We start from the raw sequence: 14,954 nt of genomic DNA, 5'->3' as shown, positions 1-14,954 counted from the left end.
CCTCGCACCATATTCATCACCTGTTCTAGGGGTTGTTGACCTTTTAAGTTTGTTTTTGCAGCGATTTGAGGATGCTTTATACAAGGCAGAGGCTTTGATAGGTAGCGCAGCGACATATCAGAGTCTTCATCTTGGTTAGCGCATCTTTAAATCACGGTTAAACCAAGTTTGCAAGGTTCACAGACTAAGGTATTGCCGAAAAGCTGATGGGGAATCAAAAAAGAGGGAAAATAAAAAACGCAGCCGGAGCTGCGTTTGAGTGATTATTGCGACTGAATATTATTCAGCGCTTTTTATCTCTTTGATCACTTTGGTCTTTTTAATAGACTCTGGGTGAACCGGACTCACAGGAGACGTTTTGTTGAACAGACCCAGACGAATACGGATAAAGTGCAGAATTTGTGCCGCAATATCCACATTCAGACAGGATTCAAGCCCTTCAAAGCCAGGAGACGAGTTGGCTTCACAGATTTTGTAGTGACCATTATCAAATAAAAGGTCAATACCAGAAACATCCAGATCCAGAATGTTAGCTGTTTGCGTTGCTAGCCATTCAATTTCTGGTGTCACTTCAAAAGGCCGTGCTGAACCACCGGCACTGACGTTAGCTTTAAAGCTATCTTCTTGTCCGCGACGTTCATAACAGCCAGCCACCCGACCACCAATAGTGAATACCCGCAGATCACGGCCATGACTATTGGCGATGAATTCCTGCAGGATAATATTGGTGTTTTTGTTAGTGGCTTCGATAAGCTGCATCAGATCATCAAATTCCCGTGCTTTATGTGACAGAAAAACCCCACTGCCTTGAGAGCCAGATAGGGTTTTAATCACAACAGGGAAGCCTAGATGGCGCTCAACCAAATCCACATCTACCGGGAACTTTACCAGCATGGTTTTGGGGGTTGGCAGGTTTTTTTCAGCCAGCAGCTGTTGGGAAAACAGCTTATCTTTTACTGTTTCGATCGCGCTGGATGAATTTAAACAGTACACGCCCAACCGTTCCAAGTGGCGAATAATCGCCAAGGCAAAGTAAGTGGTACCTGACCCCATCCGTGGAATAATGAAATCGGGCAACTCTACAGGTTGACCGTTTAACAGGATACTCTTGTTGTCCTCTCTGGTAACCGTCAAATCAAACTCTTCTGGCGCATACACTTCCAACTCAATGTTGTCCGCTTTGGCTGCTTCCAAAAGGCGATTGATTTCATACAATTCAGGTTTTAGCAGGGTGGCGGTTTCTTTATATAAAATCCAGCCGCGCATTAGATGCAAACCTCAATTTTCATTAGTCTTCCTCAAGCTCTCAATAGGGAGCGTCATCAGGGTCGTACAATATTGTGTGTGAACCCAGTCCCCGTGGGCTATTGCTGACGGAGTAAAAGGGTTTTCCGGCGCACAGTTTACAATACTTTAGCCAGATGCGCTCTAACAAAGTCTCAGCGGCGCGCTGTCCACTCAAAACTTCGACGAATTGTGTTTCTTCAACGGTCACAGGCACACGTTCTGCCCGGGCCAGTGCCTGCATGGCGTGGCCATGCTGCTCCAGTAATTGTGCTTCTTTGGTGGTAAAGTCGCCACAGCGGCTAAAGCCCCGCGGGAAATGGGTGTCATCATAAAAACGTTTATAAGAGATAAACCCGCCCTGTGCACTGGTGTGTTGCTCCATGCCTGCAAGGTCGGTCAGTTCCGGTCCGGCCATAAATTTTCCTTAATTCAGTTCGCACTATTGCGCTGCAACGATTTCCCGCGACAGTATTGGCGAGTATCATGCAATTTGAAAACAAAATAATTTGTCTCTGTTGGTAAAGAAATTTTATGGATACTGATCTGCTGAAAACCTTTCTTGAGGTGGCTCGTACCCGTCATTTTGGTAAAGCGGCCGATAACCTTTTTTTAACCCGCAGTGCGGTAAGCTTTCGGGTGAAGCAGTTGGAGAGTGTGTTAGGTGTCGCACTGTTTGCTCGTCAGCGCAATAATATTCAATTAACCAGCGCAGGTGAGCGAATGCTGGTACATGCTGAGGCTATTTTAACGGCATGGGAGCGGGCCAAGCAGGATATCTCGCTAAGTAATGAGCAGAGTATTCAATTAGCTATTGGTGCGGTGCCTAATATATGGGGGGCTTATCTGCAGCCTGTATTGCAACCTTTGCATCAAGCGCTGAGTGGCGTTGCATTAAGAACAGAGGAGTTACCTCACAGCGTGATGAGTCGGCAATTGTTGGCCAGAACGCTGGATGTGATGATTTCTTTTGATGCTCCGCAGATGGATGAGCTGGAACATATTAAACTCGGGGAAGTGGAACTGTGCTTGGTTTCCGGGGCGGGTGATATTTCTCTGGCTGACGTAGGACAATATCCCTATGTTAAAGTGAATTGGGGGACAGCCTTCAATATTCAGCATGCTCGCGATTTTGTTGGCTTACCCTTGCCTTCTATGCATACCGGTAGTGCAGCGATGGCATTGGATTTTGTGTTGAATAATCAGGCGACCGCTTTTTTACCACATCACCTCATTCAGGATGGTTTAGCACAGGGGAAATTACACTTGGTGCAAGATGCCGCCAGTTTAAGCCGTAGTGTCTATTTGGGATATTGGGGGCAGAATGATCGGCTGGCGATTATTCAATCCGCCATCGGTGTGTTACAACAAAAAGCGGCTCTGTGAGCCGCTTTTTTTAGCTGTGAACAGAAATCACAGCAATTTAGGCAGTAGGATTAAAGCCCAAGTTATCGCACAGAGTACCAGCGCCAAAAATACAGCGGCAGAGCCGATATCCTTTGCCCGACCACTTAATGGGTGGATTTCATCGCTAATACGATCGACTACCGCTTCAATTGCGGAGTTAATCAACTCAGCAATCAGCACCAGAAAGACGGTAATGACCATCAGCAGGCTTTCAACTGTGGTGGTATTAAACACAAAAGCCAGTGGTAACAGTATGATGGCCAGAATACACTCCTGACGGAATGCGGCTTCGTGAATCCATGCGGCTTTAAGCCCTTGGATGGAAAAGCCGGTCGCCCGGATGACGCGTTTAATGCCGTGATTATTTGCCGGTTTCATATAAGTACTAAAGCTGCCGTATCAGAATGTAACAAATTTAATGTCGGCGAGTATATCATTGCTCGAGCGATGAATTAAATATTGATTGTAAAGGAATAGTTATTTAAGCCCTATGGCTGAGCTATTTCTATGTCGGAGTTATCTGTAATCGTGCTGATTGGTAAACGTGTTGTCGTTAGCTGAGTTTGGCAGTGATTTGCCACAAAACAGCAGATCTGTAACAGTTATCAATTATTTTCATTGCAAATTGAGTGCGTATTTTCTTCTATGCTGAACGGTGAATATTAACCGCGGTGTTATTAACGCCTGTTTGAGAGAACAGCGCGCTAGCAGGGAGGCATATGGCCAATTTAGCAAAAGGATATTGTCTTAGTGCGATAGATTGTATCTCAGGGGAAAATATTGGCATGTGCCGCTATTGGGTCAGTGGGCTGTTGCTTTTGTTGGCGTTGTCGGACTCATTAGCTGTTGCTGCTGAGCGGCCGGCAGTGCAGTTGGCCAGTCGTTTCAGTGCCGCGCCGCTGGCTGAGATCCAAACTTATTTTATCAGTGAAAAATATGATGGGGTTCGGGGATTTTGGACTGGGCAACAGATGTTGAGCCGTAGTGGTCGGGTTATACCCGTACCTGACTGGTTTACGGCTTCATTTCCCAATGTCCCCTTAGATGGTGAAATTTGGTTGGGGCGTGGTCGTTTTAATGAAGTCTCTGCCTTGGTACGGCGGCATTATAGTCAGGACGATCCATTATGGCAGCAGGTAAAGTTTATGGTGTTTGATTTATCTGGTAATAATGCGCCTTTTGGCGAGCGTTATAAACACCTCGGTCAATGGGTTGATGCATCACCTTATTTGCAGATTGTGCCTCAGTTTAAGGTTAACTCATTACAGCAACTTGATACCTTGCTAGCACAGTATGTTGCTGATGGGGCAGAGGGGTTGATGTTGCACCATCGGGATGCCCATTATCAGCAAGGCCGCAGCCGGGATTTGATCAAACTTAAACTTGAGTACGATGCTGAAGCGACAGTTATTGGGCATATTCCGGGGAAGGGAAAATACACCGGCATGCTGGGAGCATTACAAGTCATAGGCGATAACGGTAAACAATTTAATCTTGGGACTGGATTTAGTGATGCTGAGCGGCGTATGCCGCCACCAATTGGGGCGGTGATTACCTATCGGTACCGGGGGCTGACGGCCAATGGATTACCCCGTTTTGCCAGTTTTCTGCGGATCAGAGCGGCGCAGTAAAATATTAGGGATAAGGTCGGCGTTGTTGAGTGCTTATCTCTTCGCCATATACCTTAATATGTGACTTTGCTTGAAGTGACTTTTCTTGAAGTGGCTGTGCTTGTTTTACCGTTTTGTCATTGATTTCGGGTATGCTCAAGGCATTAACCTAGTTGTGTTATTGGGGGCGCTAATGTCTTGTCCACCTGAGTTAGGCGCATTGCCAGCAGTGTTATTCGTCTGTATGGGTAATATTTGTCGCTCACCTACAGCAGAGGCGGTTTGTCGCCATAAAGCGCAATCACGGGGGATTGCTGTAAAGCTTGACTCTGCGGGGACCCATGCTTATCACTGTGGTGAAACGCCAGATAAACGCAGTATTGCCGCCGGCAAGGTGAGAGGCTATGATTTTGCTGGTATTACGGCGCGGCAAGTTTGCCATGCTGATTTTGAGCAGTTTGATCTGATTTTAGCGGCAGATAAACAGAATCTGCTTGCACTTAAGCAACAGTGTCGGTAGTCCTCCCTTTTTTAACCGCCATTAAAAGTAGAGATTAAGCAGCCATCAGTGGTGGCCTGCCGTTATTGGCTTTGTGTGGTCGTTCATGATTGTAAAACCATAGCCACTTTGTCGCATAGTCTTGTACCTCCTCAATTGAATCGAATAGATGCTTGCTCACCCAACTGTATCGAATCGTTTTGTTGTGTCGCTCGATATAGGCGTTCTGCTGAGGTTTACCTGGCTGAATATATTCAATCCGAATGTTATGTTGCTTGGCCCAATTAACAAACTCACCGCTAATGAATTCAGGCCCATTATCACAACGGATAATGGAAGGTTTAGGGCGTTGTTCCAAGAGTTGATTAAGAGTTCGGATAACCCTTAGTGCTGGCAGTGACAGTCCCGCTTCAATCGCCAAGCCTTCACGATGATAATCATCAATCACATTAAATAAACGGTAGCTGCGACCATCAGCCAACTGGTCATGCATGAAATCGACGGACCATACTTGATTCGGCCGCACGGGTTCTTTTAACGGCTCTGGAGCATGGCGTTTTAGCCGTCGTTTAGGACGAATACGCAGGTTTAACGCTAGCTCGCAATAAATACGATACACACGTTTGTGGTTCCATGTTTTGTCCTTCACATTGCGCAGGTAATCAAAGCACAGACCAAAGCCCCAGTCATTTTCATCTGTCGTCAGCTGAATAAGCCAATTGGCAATGTCTGCATTTTCGTCTCGCAGGACTGATTGGTAGCGGTAGCAAGTCTCACTGACGCTGAAAATGCGACATGCCATTCGAATACTGATGTCTGAAGCCGCCACAGACTGCTGAGCAAGCACGCGTCGCTCACTGGGCTTCACCACTTTTTTGCCATGGCTTCCTGAATAATTTCGGCTTTGAGACGTTCTTCAGCATACATTTTCTTGAGCCGTCGGTTTTCGTCTTCAAGTTCTTTCATACGCGCCATGAGTGACGCATCCATCCCACTGTATTTTGCCCGCCATTTGTAAAAGGTCGCACTGCTCATGCCATGCTCACGACAAAGCTCTGGAACGGGTGCTCCTGCTTCAGCTTGCTTGAGGATGTTGATTATCTGACTGTCCGTGTATCGCGATGTTTTCATGTCGAATCTCCTGCGTTTACCTTACGAGAAAATTCTACTTTTGGCTGCTGTTATTTTTAGGGGGGACTACCTGTCCAGTTGTGTTGCAGGATAAATTGCATTTGATGCGAGATATGGTGGAAGCTGTCGGGAAGGATGTACCGGATCCTTATTATGGCGGCACAGGGGGCTTTGATCATGTGCTTGATTTGCTTGAAGACGTCAGTGATGCGGTACTTGAGCGTGTGGATGCGTTGACCAGTGGCGCGCGAAGCGCATTAAGTTGATGGTTGTGGCAATGCATGACATTGCATACTCGCTCACTTTTATCTGTGATTACGCATTACCAATCGCTGGCTAACGATATGAATGTGTTTGCAAAAGGCGAAGAGAGAATAAAACAGCGGCCATCATTGGCCGCTGTTTTGCTATGGGGAATTACTTTATAACGCTTGCACGCTTAGTGACGTTTGCCGGAGCGTTTCAGTTTCTCTGCAGCTTTGCGGGCTTCTTTCTCTGCGGCCTTTTCTGCCAGAATTCGAGCTACTTCGGCTTTTTCCTGCTCAGCCATTGCAGGCGTCTCTAAGCTGAGCAGCCCAATTTTACCAGAGCGGAATTCGTGCAGTAATAACTCTGAAACCTTGTGCAGATCGACTCGGCCTCCGGCTCGTTTCGCTCCTCGCTTAGCGCCAATCTCTTCTAACAGTTCAATATCGGTTGCTGGCAGTTCATCGATTTTATATCGCTCTTGGATTGCCTGAGGGTAGGCGGCGAGAAAATATTCTGCTGCAAACATGGCGACATCGTCATATTCCATCGCGGTATCTTTGATGGCACCAGTGACGGCCAGACGGTAACTGGATGCTTCATTGTCCACTTTTGGCCAAAGAATACCTGGGGTGTCAGACAGCACAATGCCATTGCCGAGATTAATGCGCTGCTGGGCTTTAGTGACTGCTGGTTCATTACCGGTTTTGGCAATGGTACGGCCTGCTAAGGTGTTAATAATGGTCGATTTGCCAACATTGGGGATCCCCATAATCATGGTGCGGAGCTGTTTTTCGCTGCCAACGCGATTCGGGACCAGTTTGCGGCACAGTTCGGGAATTTTTTTGATAAGTGCAGGCTGCAGTGTGGTCACCGCCATCGCTTTTACACCCTGTTCTTTTTCAAGGTATTCAATCCACTGGGCGGTGATCTCAGGATCAGCTAAATCGCATTTGTTCAGTAATTTGATGCAGGGACGGTCACCACGCAGGCTGGCAACCATGGGGTTTTCGCTGGAGTAGGGAATGCGTGCATCCAATACTTCAATAACCAAATCAATCTGTGGCATCGCCTCGGCAATTTCTTTGCGGGCTTTGTGCATGTGTCCTGGAAACCATTGGATTGCCATGGGGATTCTGTTCCTTTTAACTCTAACGGGTTTAGCGGCGCCCATTGTAGCGGTTTAACAGCCAAAAGCATAAAAAAAGCGCCTCTAGGCGCTGATTTATCCAGCATTCATACTGGAAAATGGGATCTTCTACAGCATCATATTACGCCTAACTCACGCAGCCTTTCGCTGAGATAACTCTGGGCGGTGTGACGTTCTGATAATACCACTTCAGGTTTAGGGTGAAGAAATAGCGGTAAGGATAGCCGTGAACTGTGAGCCGCGCCGTTGACGGGGTTTACAACCCTGTGTGTAGTAGAAGGGAAGTAGCCTCCTGAGGCTTCTTTTAACATATCCCCACTGTTAATAATCAGCTGGCCAAAATCACAAGAAACTTTAAGCCATTGTCCATCGCGGGTTTTGACTTCCAACCCAGGTTGACTGGCGGCAGGTAAGATAGTGAGTAGATTAATGTCTTCGTGTGCTGCGGCGCGTACGGCACCAATTTCTTCCTCACCGGTGAGTGGGGGATAGTGCAATACTCGCAAAAGGGTTTTTTGGCTATCGAGGATCATTTCCGGCAGGGGCACAGAAAAACGGGTCATAATCTCTTCAGGGCATTTCTGGTCAACCCAATCGAGTAATTCGGTTGCTAATTGATTGGCCTGTTGATAGTAATTGAGAATATCATCATTAAGGTGAGCTGGAATTCGTCCCCAAGGATAAACATGGAAATACTCTTTGATATCCTTAACGCAGTGGCCTTTGGCGGTTTCTGAAACTTCTGATGGGAAAAAGCCGTCTTGGGTTTTGGGGTTGAACAGATAATTTAATTTGTCATTGCTGGCGAAGAACTTTTGCCAGTCTTGGTAGACTTTATTGACCAGTGTCTGACTAATGGGGTGGTTATACAGCACGGCAAAACCTGTCTGTTGTAATGAATCAACAAATTGTTGGGCACTGTCTCTGGCATGGTAATCAATGGGAGATAATGTCATTGGTATTCACTTCGCTGTTAATTTGAGTAAATTCTAGCCTTATTAAACTCATGGTGTAAATCAATATAATTCAATGCATTGTGATTTCATTCTCAGGCTTGGGTCCGGTGAGGAGTCTCAATGCTGGTACAGTTTGCCGCAACCGACGGTAATGGAGGTTTTATGCGGGAGTTGAATGAATTTGAACGTTTTGTGATTGATGAAAAGGGGACGGAGCGGCCATTTAGTGGTGTGTACCATCAACATGATGCCCCTGGGGTGTATCATTGCCGTAAGTGTGATGCTCCCTTGTATCTGTCTGAGCACAAATTTCAGGCCCACTGTGGTTGGCCGGCATTTGATGATGAAATTCCCGGTGCTGTAGCGCGCCACCTTGATGCTGATGGTCGTCGAACTGAAATTACCTGTGCCGGCTGTGGCGGCCATCTTGGCCATGTTTTTTCTGGTGAATACCTGACGGATAAAAATCTGCGGCATTGTGTAAATTCCGTTTCCATGGTGTTTAAAGGCAAAGATGATGAGCCTGTGCAACCAACAACAGCATTGGCAACTTTTGGTGGCGGCTGCTTTTGGTGTGTTGAGGCTGTATTTAGGGCGTTGCGTGGGGTGTTAAAGGTGACGCCAGGCTATGCGGGTGGGGATGCGGATAAAGCGGATTATCGCAGTGTTTGCAGTGGCACAACTGGCCATGCGGAAGTGGTTCAGATTGAATTTGATCCCCAACAAATTAGTTATGAAGCATTATTGGAAGTCTTTTTCACCAGTCATGACCCTACCACGTTGAACCGTCAAGGCAATGATGTCGGGACTCAATACCGCAGCGTGATATTTGCCCATAACGCCATGCAGCAGGATATTGCCTCTGCCATGATTGCTAAATTAAACGCATCAGGGCTATGGTCATCGCCTTTGGTCACTGAGTTAGTCGCTTTTGATGTCTTCTACCCGGCAGAGGAGTATCACAATGATTACTATGCCAGAAATCAGGAACAGGGTTATTGCCAATTAGTCATTGGCCCTAAACTGGATAAGGTGAAGCAGATTTTTGCGGATAAATTGAAGTAAGGAGCAGCACAGAGGCAGGCAACTGCCTCTGTGCTTATTCAATTAAGAATCTAATTTATCGTCGGCGACCTTGTAATCCGGATCTTCCAAGACATTAACCTCTACTAGGTTGCCCGCTTTCTTCAGAACCTTGGCACAATCCGGGGATAAATGCCGTAAGTGCAGGCGTTTTCCGGCATTGGCATAGCGTTCGGCCAAGGTATCAATCGCATCCAATGCTGAATGATCAGCAACTCTTGAACGGCCAAAGTCAACAATTACATCTTGTGGATCATCCGCCGCATTAAACAGTTCAAGAAAGTTTGCGGCTGAGCCGAAAAATAATGGGCCATCGAGCTGGTAAACCTTCCAACCCGCTGCTGTGGTATGGCTACTGACACGGATATGTTTGGCATGTTGCCAAGCAAACACCAGCGCCGACACAATGACCCCAACAAAGACGGCAAAAGCCAGATCAGTAAATACTGTGACTATGGTTACCAATACAATCACAAAGGCATCAGAGCGCGGTACTTTACGCATCATATTGAAACTGGCCCACTCAAAGGTGCCGAGTACGACCATGAACATCACCCCAACCAGCGCGGCCAACGGGATCATTTCGATCAGTTGTGAGCCAAACAAAATGAAGGCTAGCAATGCTAGCGCTGCGGTAATGCCAGACAGACGACCACGGCCTCCGGAATTAATGTTGATCATTGACTGGCCAATCATGGCGCAGCCTCCCATGGCACCAAAAAAGCCACAGGTGACATTACCCAAGCCTTGTCCGACACATTCTTTATTTGAACGGCCTCGGGTGCCGGTCATTTCATCCACTACTGTGAGTGTTAGCAAAGATTCAATCAATCCGACTGCAGCAAGGACAAAGGCATAGGGCAGAATAATGAATAAGCTGTCCAGTGTGAGGGGAATATGGGGAATGGCAAAGCTGGGCAGCGAGCCGGCAATGGTGGCGGAAGGATCGCCGCTCATTCCTTGTAGGAAGTCTAAGACATTACGGGTATCGAGATTAAAACCGATGCTGATGGCGGTGACGACCAAAATGGCGGCCAGAGATGCGGGGATTGCTGTCGTGATTTTCGGCAAAAAATGAATAATTGCCATGGTCAGTAATACCAATGCAGCCATGGTATACAGCTGTTGCCCCTGTAACCAGTGCAGCCCACCGGCGGTATCTGGAACTTTAAATTGCCCTAATTGGGCAAGGAAAATGACAATCGCCAGGCCATTAACAAAGCCAATCATCACAGGGTAGGGAACAATACGGATAAATTTCCCCAGTCTTAGTGCGCCGGCACTGATCTGGATAAGCCCTGCTAATACGACAGTGGCAAAAAGGTATTGTAATCCGTGTTGGGCGACAAGAGACACCATGACAACAGCGGTGGCCCCCGTGGCGCCGGAGATCATACCCGGTCGTCCACCAATTAATGCGGTAACCAGCCCCATGATAAAGGCCGCATATAAACCCACCATGGGCTGAACCCCGGCAACAAAGGCAAATGCCACCGCTTCTGGTACTAATGCCAATGCGACTGTGATGCCTGACAGCAGATCAGCCTTAGAACTGGCGGTTTTATGACGTATGATGTCGAACATTGAGCCCCTTAAAAATGTGATCTTGTTAAAATTTTAAGCGGCGCATACTAACAAAAAATAGCCTGTGCTGCATCCGATGTAGCACATTTTATTTAACCTTTGTTGTACATAGCATCATGCCGCTAGTCACTGTGTTGAACTGTCATCTCTATGTTAATCATCCCTCGCTATTGGTTTGGCTATTGAGTTAGATATTGGCGATTGGCTTAAAAACGAATGTGACGATGAGCGATATGGCAGTGTGTAAGGCAAGGGGGACAGCTTTTTAAGCTGAGCAAGGGTCTAATCGAGTCATATAGGTTAGATACTGGTATCGATACTTGTCGGTATTTTAACCGGCAGAAGAAGGACATAAAAAAGCCATGCATAGATGCATGGCTTTTTAATTATTTTACCCTGTTACCGTTATGGACGGGCCATATCAGATTCTGCATGGTCGGCCTGATGTTTCGGGCTGATCTCAACACTGCCGGCTTGATATTCGCGACCTATCGGGGTTTCTACCCGGTCACGTTGCTCAATGCTTGGCTTGGTCATAGCAGACGATACCATAGTACCAAAGCGTCCTGAGGTTGGTTTGGCTACAGTATGGCTTACTGGCTTGTCTTGCACTTCAACGGCATGTGCTGCAGTGACTGGTGCGACAACATGACGAGGCATCACTGGTGCAGGTTTTGCCATTGGGGCAGAGGCCTGTTTTACAACGTCAACATCTACACTTGTATTGTCATCAGAGGTTACTTTTTCACACGTTTTTGCTGCAGTAACTGGCTCTGAGGCCAACTCAACCTGCTGAGGTGCAATAGCTACTTGTTCTGCAACCTGTGTCTCAACCGATTTTTGTGCAATGTCAGTCACAGCGGTCTCAGCTTGGATGCTTGGCTGAACGTCACTCTTGGCTTCACTGGTTTCTGCTGTGGAAACAAGTGGTTCAGTGGTTTGCGTTGCCAAGGATGGTTGCTCCACTGCGGGGCTTGGCTTCACTTCCGTTTTTCCTGGACGCGCTGGCGCAGCTGAAGCCATTGCAGCACTGGCCATATTACGGCGAGGCTTTTTAGTTTCAACTTGCTGCTGCGGTGCAGTTTGCTCAACAGCCGGTGCAACTACCGCTGTGTCAGTTGCTTGGGTGGCAGTCGCAGGCGTTTGCGTTTCTGTTTGAGCCTGAGTATTGCTAGCCTCGGCCTCAACAGTGTTTTTGGCCATTTTAGGTGCTGACGCTGTAGTTGACTCAGCATTAGCTTTAGCTGCTTTTTCAGTCCAAGGAGAAACTGGCTTAGCGGCTTGTGTGACTACAGCTTGTTCCGTTTTAACATCATTCGCAGCATTGTCAGTTGTGGCCTTGGCTGGATTTAATTGCACTGGGGCAACTTCAATCACATCAGCTTGGGCGTCCAGTACCACAGTTTCCTGTGAGTTATTGTCGACATTTTGCTGCTCAGCCTGTTGTGCGGCTTCCTGTTCATCACGGCGGCGGCGTTGACCCGCGGCGCGCAGATGACGTGGGCTACGGCGACTGCGACGCTGAGTATCACGTTGAGCTCGCTCTTCTGCTTTTTGCTCCGTATTATCAGCAGTAGATGCCTCAGCAATATTAGTTGGCTGATTTTCTGTAGCAGTATCAATTGCGGTTGACTCTGGCTGTACGGTTGGAGCCTGTACCTGTTCAGTCGCAGACTGGTTAGTTACTGCTTCTGCGTCATCTTGTGACTCAACATTTTCCTGTGGCTGTTTTTCACGACGTTGGCGGCGTGGGCGCGGAGCCTTGTCCGCTTTATCTTCAGCCGGCGCATTAGCCTGAGTCATTTCTGGCTGCTCAGGCAGTTGCTCTGCCGCAACATCAGTTGTTTCGGCATTTTCCAGGCGCACTTTACGGCGCATATTGCGGCGCTGACGGCGTTCTCGAACAGCTTCCTGTTTTGGCTGCTGTTTAGTTTCTTTTTCTTTTTCAACTTTGGCCGCAGGTACAGTATCACGCTCTTTAGCCTGTTGATTCTTTTGCTGTTTGTCATCTTTGTTGTTAGTGCGGGCATTACGCTCGGCATTAACTTCAGATTTCTTGTTGCGGCGCTTTTCCTGCGCGGCAGCGGTTTCCTGACTCTTTTCAGTATCAGCATTGCGCTCTCGGCGGTTATCGCTACGGCTATCATTGCGGCGGTTACGACGGTTGTTGGCGTTATTACTATTGCCTTGAGCCTTCTTGTCTTGCTGTGCTTTGTTGTTTGTCTTGGCTTGCTCTTGACTATCAGATGATGAGAACAGTGCGCCAATAGCGCTAGCTAAGCGACTGAATAGACCTGGCTTTGTCTGATCTTGAGGCTTGTTATTTGCAGCCTTATTGGCCAGAGGCTTTTTCGGTGTGGCAAAACCTTTCAGAACCGGTTCATCGGCTGCTGTGCGCTCCAGTTTGCGCGGCTCATACAGCTTGTTTTCTGGCTCTTCAGTACGCTTGTAGCTGGCTTCTTGAATTTCATCATCCTTACGATGACGTACCACACGGTAATCCGGGGTCATCATGTGCGCATCTGGGATAATGTAAACTTCAACATTATGGCGCTGCTCGGTGATACGGATAGCTTTACGCTTTTCATTGAGCAAGAAGGCGGCAACATCGACCGGAACTACGGCTTCAATTTGCGAGGTATTTTCCTTGATGGCTTCTTCTTCCATCAGGCGCAGAATTGACAGTGCCAGTGATTCGGTTCCACGGATAGTGCCTTGGCCATGACAGCGAGGACACAGGTGAGCGGCAGATTCTTCCAGTGATGGACGTAGACGCTGACGGCTCATTTCCATTAAGCCAAAACGGGAGATTCGGCCTAATTGAACCCGAGCTCGGTCGTGGTGAACCGCATCACGCAAGCGGTTTTCCACTTCACGTTGATGGCGAACTGGGGTCATATCGATAAAGTCAATCACCACTAAGCCGCCCAAGTCACGCAGGCGTAATTGGCGGGCGATTTCATCTGCCGCTTCCAAGTTGGTATTCAGGGCGGTTTCTTCAATATCACCGCCTTTGGTTGCGCGGGCTGAGTTGATATCGATAGAGGTCAGAGCCTCGGTTGGGTCAATCACAATTGAACCACCGGATGGCAGGCGTACTTCACGTTGGAACGCAGATTCAATTTGCGATTCAATCTGGTAGTGAGTAAACAGCGGCACTTCAGATTTATACAGTTTGATCCGTTCAACAAAATCTGGACGCACCAAAGCAATATGTTGTTTGGCCTGTTCAAAAATCTTGGCGTGGTCAATCAAAATTTCGCCAACATCACGGCGTAAGTAATCACGAATTGCCCGTACGATAACATTGCTTTCTTGATGGATCAGGAAAGGTGCTGGTCGGCTGTCAGCGGCTTCACGAATAGCAGCCCAGTGGTGCTGCAGTACGTTTAAATCCCACTTAAGTTCAGCGGCATCTTTACCAACACCTGCGGTGCGGACAATTAATCCCATTCCCTGTGGAATATCCAGTGAGGCCATGGCTTCTTTCAGCTCAGTACGCTCATCACCTTCAATTCTACGGCTAATACCGCCCGCGCGAGGGTTGTTAGGCATTAATACCAGATAAGAACCCGCCAAACTGAGGAAGGTGGTTAGGGCTGCGCCTTTGTTACCACGCTCTTCTTTATCGATTTGTACGATAACTTCCTGGCCTTCATGCACGACTTCTTTGATATTTGGGCGGCCTTGGAAGGTGTAGCCTTTAGGGAAGTATTCGCGGGCAATTTCTTTTAACGGCAGGAAACCATGACGTTCTGCGCCATAGTCAACAAAAGCGGCTTCAAGAGACGGTTCTACACGGGTGATTTTACCCTTGTAAATATTGGCTTTTTTTTGCTCGTGGCCTGGGCTTTCAATATCCAGGTCATACAGTTGTTGCCCATCAACTAGGGCAACACGCAACTCTTCTGATTGAGTTGCATTGATCAACATACGTTTCATGATGACATCATTCTTCTTTAAATGGGGTCATCAGGCACCACTTTTCGCTGCATTACGGGCCT

At 47.7% G+C, this 14,954-nt stretch carries 12 protein-coding genes and 1 pseudogene; 5 read left to right on the top strand and 8 right to left on the bottom strand.

Annotation, left to right across the window (positions count from 1 at the left end; translation table 11 throughout):
* Positions 1–279 precede the first annotated feature (279 nt).
* Both NFHSH190041_RS10685 and NFHSH190041_RS10680 read right to left on the bottom strand, forming a co-directional pair.
* Positions 280–1,266, bottom strand: a complete 987-nt coding sequence (locus tag NFHSH190041_RS10685; protein ID WP_261921842.1) for a RimK family alpha-L-glutamate ligase — start codon at positions 1,264–1,266, stop codon at positions 280–282.
* 40 nt (positions 1,267–1,306) lie between these two features.
* Positions 1,307–1,702, bottom strand: coding sequence for a DUF413 domain-containing protein (locus NFHSH190041_RS10680; protein ID WP_410010826.1), 396 nt, complete (start codon positions 1,700–1,702; stop codon positions 1,307–1,309).
* Positions 1,703–1,818: 116 nt separating this feature from the next.
* On the opposite strand from NFHSH190041_RS10680, the gene NFHSH190041_RS10675 reads away from it, so the two are divergent.
* The gene (locus NFHSH190041_RS10675; RefSeq protein ID WP_261921841.1) at positions 1,819–2,670 is read left to right on the top strand and encodes a LysR substrate-binding domain-containing protein; all 852 of its coding nucleotides are present in this window, start codon (positions 1,819–1,821) and stop codon (positions 2,668–2,670) included.
* A gap of 27 nt (positions 2,671–2,697) precedes the next feature.
* Here NFHSH190041_RS10675 and NFHSH190041_RS10670 read toward each other — a convergent pair whose 3' ends face one another.
* A complete protein-coding gene (locus NFHSH190041_RS10670) occupies positions 2,698–3,069 on the bottom strand; it encodes a diacylglycerol kinase (protein WP_261921840.1) in 372 nt (123 codons plus the stop codon).
* Between the two features lie 341 nt (positions 3,070–3,410).
* Between NFHSH190041_RS10670 and NFHSH190041_RS10665 the strand changes: the two genes are divergently transcribed.
* Positions 3,411–4,322: a DNA ligase gene (locus NFHSH190041_RS10665; protein WP_261921839.1), complete on the top strand. Its 912-nt coding sequence runs from the start codon at positions 3,411–3,413 to the stop codon at positions 4,320–4,322.
* A 172-nt stretch (positions 4,323–4,494) separates the two neighbouring features.
* Positions 4,495–4,815: pseudogene (locus NFHSH190041_RS10660) on the top strand (low molecular weight protein-tyrosine-phosphatase); the annotation flags it as partial.
* Positions 4,816–4,855: 40 nt separating this feature from the next.
* Here NFHSH190041_RS10660 and NFHSH190041_RS10655 read toward each other — a convergent pair.
* Positions 4,856–5,931 (bottom strand): IS3 family transposase gene (locus NFHSH190041_RS10655; protein ID WP_261921823.1). Its coding sequence is split into 2 segments (ribosomal slippage): positions 4,856–5,679 and positions 5,679–5,931, totalling 1,077 coding nucleotides; the frame shifts between segments, so codons are not numbered across the junction.
* A gap of 80 nt (positions 5,932–6,011) precedes the next feature.
* Between NFHSH190041_RS10655 and NFHSH190041_RS10650 the strand changes: the two genes are divergently transcribed.
* Positions 6,012–6,197, top strand: a complete 186-nt coding sequence (locus NFHSH190041_RS10650) for a hypothetical protein (protein WP_261921838.1) — start codon at positions 6,012–6,014, stop codon at positions 6,195–6,197.
* 173 nt (positions 6,198–6,370) lie between these two features.
* Here the strand turns inward: NFHSH190041_RS10650 and ylqF are convergent, their stop codons facing one another.
* A complete protein-coding gene (ylqF, locus tag NFHSH190041_RS10645; RefSeq protein ID WP_261921837.1) occupies positions 6,371–7,306 on the bottom strand; it encodes a ribosome biogenesis GTPase YlqF in 936 nt (311 codons plus the stop codon).
* 137 nt (positions 7,307–7,443) lie between these two features.
* Positions 7,444–8,283, bottom strand: a complete 840-nt coding sequence (locus NFHSH190041_RS10640; RefSeq protein WP_261921836.1) for a 2OG-Fe(II) oxygenase family protein — start codon at positions 8,281–8,283, stop codon at positions 7,444–7,446.
* Positions 8,284–8,445: 162 nt separating this feature from the next.
* Between NFHSH190041_RS10640 and NFHSH190041_RS10635 the strand changes: the two genes are divergently transcribed.
* Positions 8,446–9,348: a bifunctional methionine sulfoxide reductase B/A protein gene (locus NFHSH190041_RS10635; protein WP_261925092.1), complete on the top strand. Its 903-nt coding sequence runs from the start codon at positions 8,446–8,448 to the stop codon at positions 9,346–9,348.
* Positions 9,349–9,390: 42 nt separating this feature from the next.
* On the opposite strand, the gene NFHSH190041_RS10630 is transcribed toward NFHSH190041_RS10635, so the two are convergent.
* Together NFHSH190041_RS10630 and rne are read right to left on the bottom strand one after the other, a co-directional pair.
* A complete protein-coding gene (locus tag NFHSH190041_RS10630; RefSeq protein WP_261921835.1) occupies positions 9,391–10,950 on the bottom strand; it encodes a SulP family inorganic anion transporter in 1,560 nt (519 codons plus the stop codon).
* A gap of 405 nt (positions 10,951–11,355) precedes the next feature.
* The gene (rne, locus tag NFHSH190041_RS10625) at positions 11,356–14,892 is read right to left on the bottom strand and encodes a ribonuclease E (protein WP_261921834.1); all 3,537 of its coding nucleotides are present in this window, start codon (positions 14,890–14,892) and stop codon (positions 11,356–11,358) included.
* Between the last annotated feature and the right edge of the window lie 62 nt (positions 14,893–14,954).

This window comes from Shewanella sp. NFH-SH190041, from assembly GCF_024363255.1.
Classification (GTDB): domain Bacteria; phylum Pseudomonadota; class Gammaproteobacteria; order Enterobacterales; family Shewanellaceae; genus Shewanella.
The sequence above is the reverse complement of the archived record's forward strand: the minus strand, read 5'-3'. Positions and strand labels throughout refer to the sequence as shown.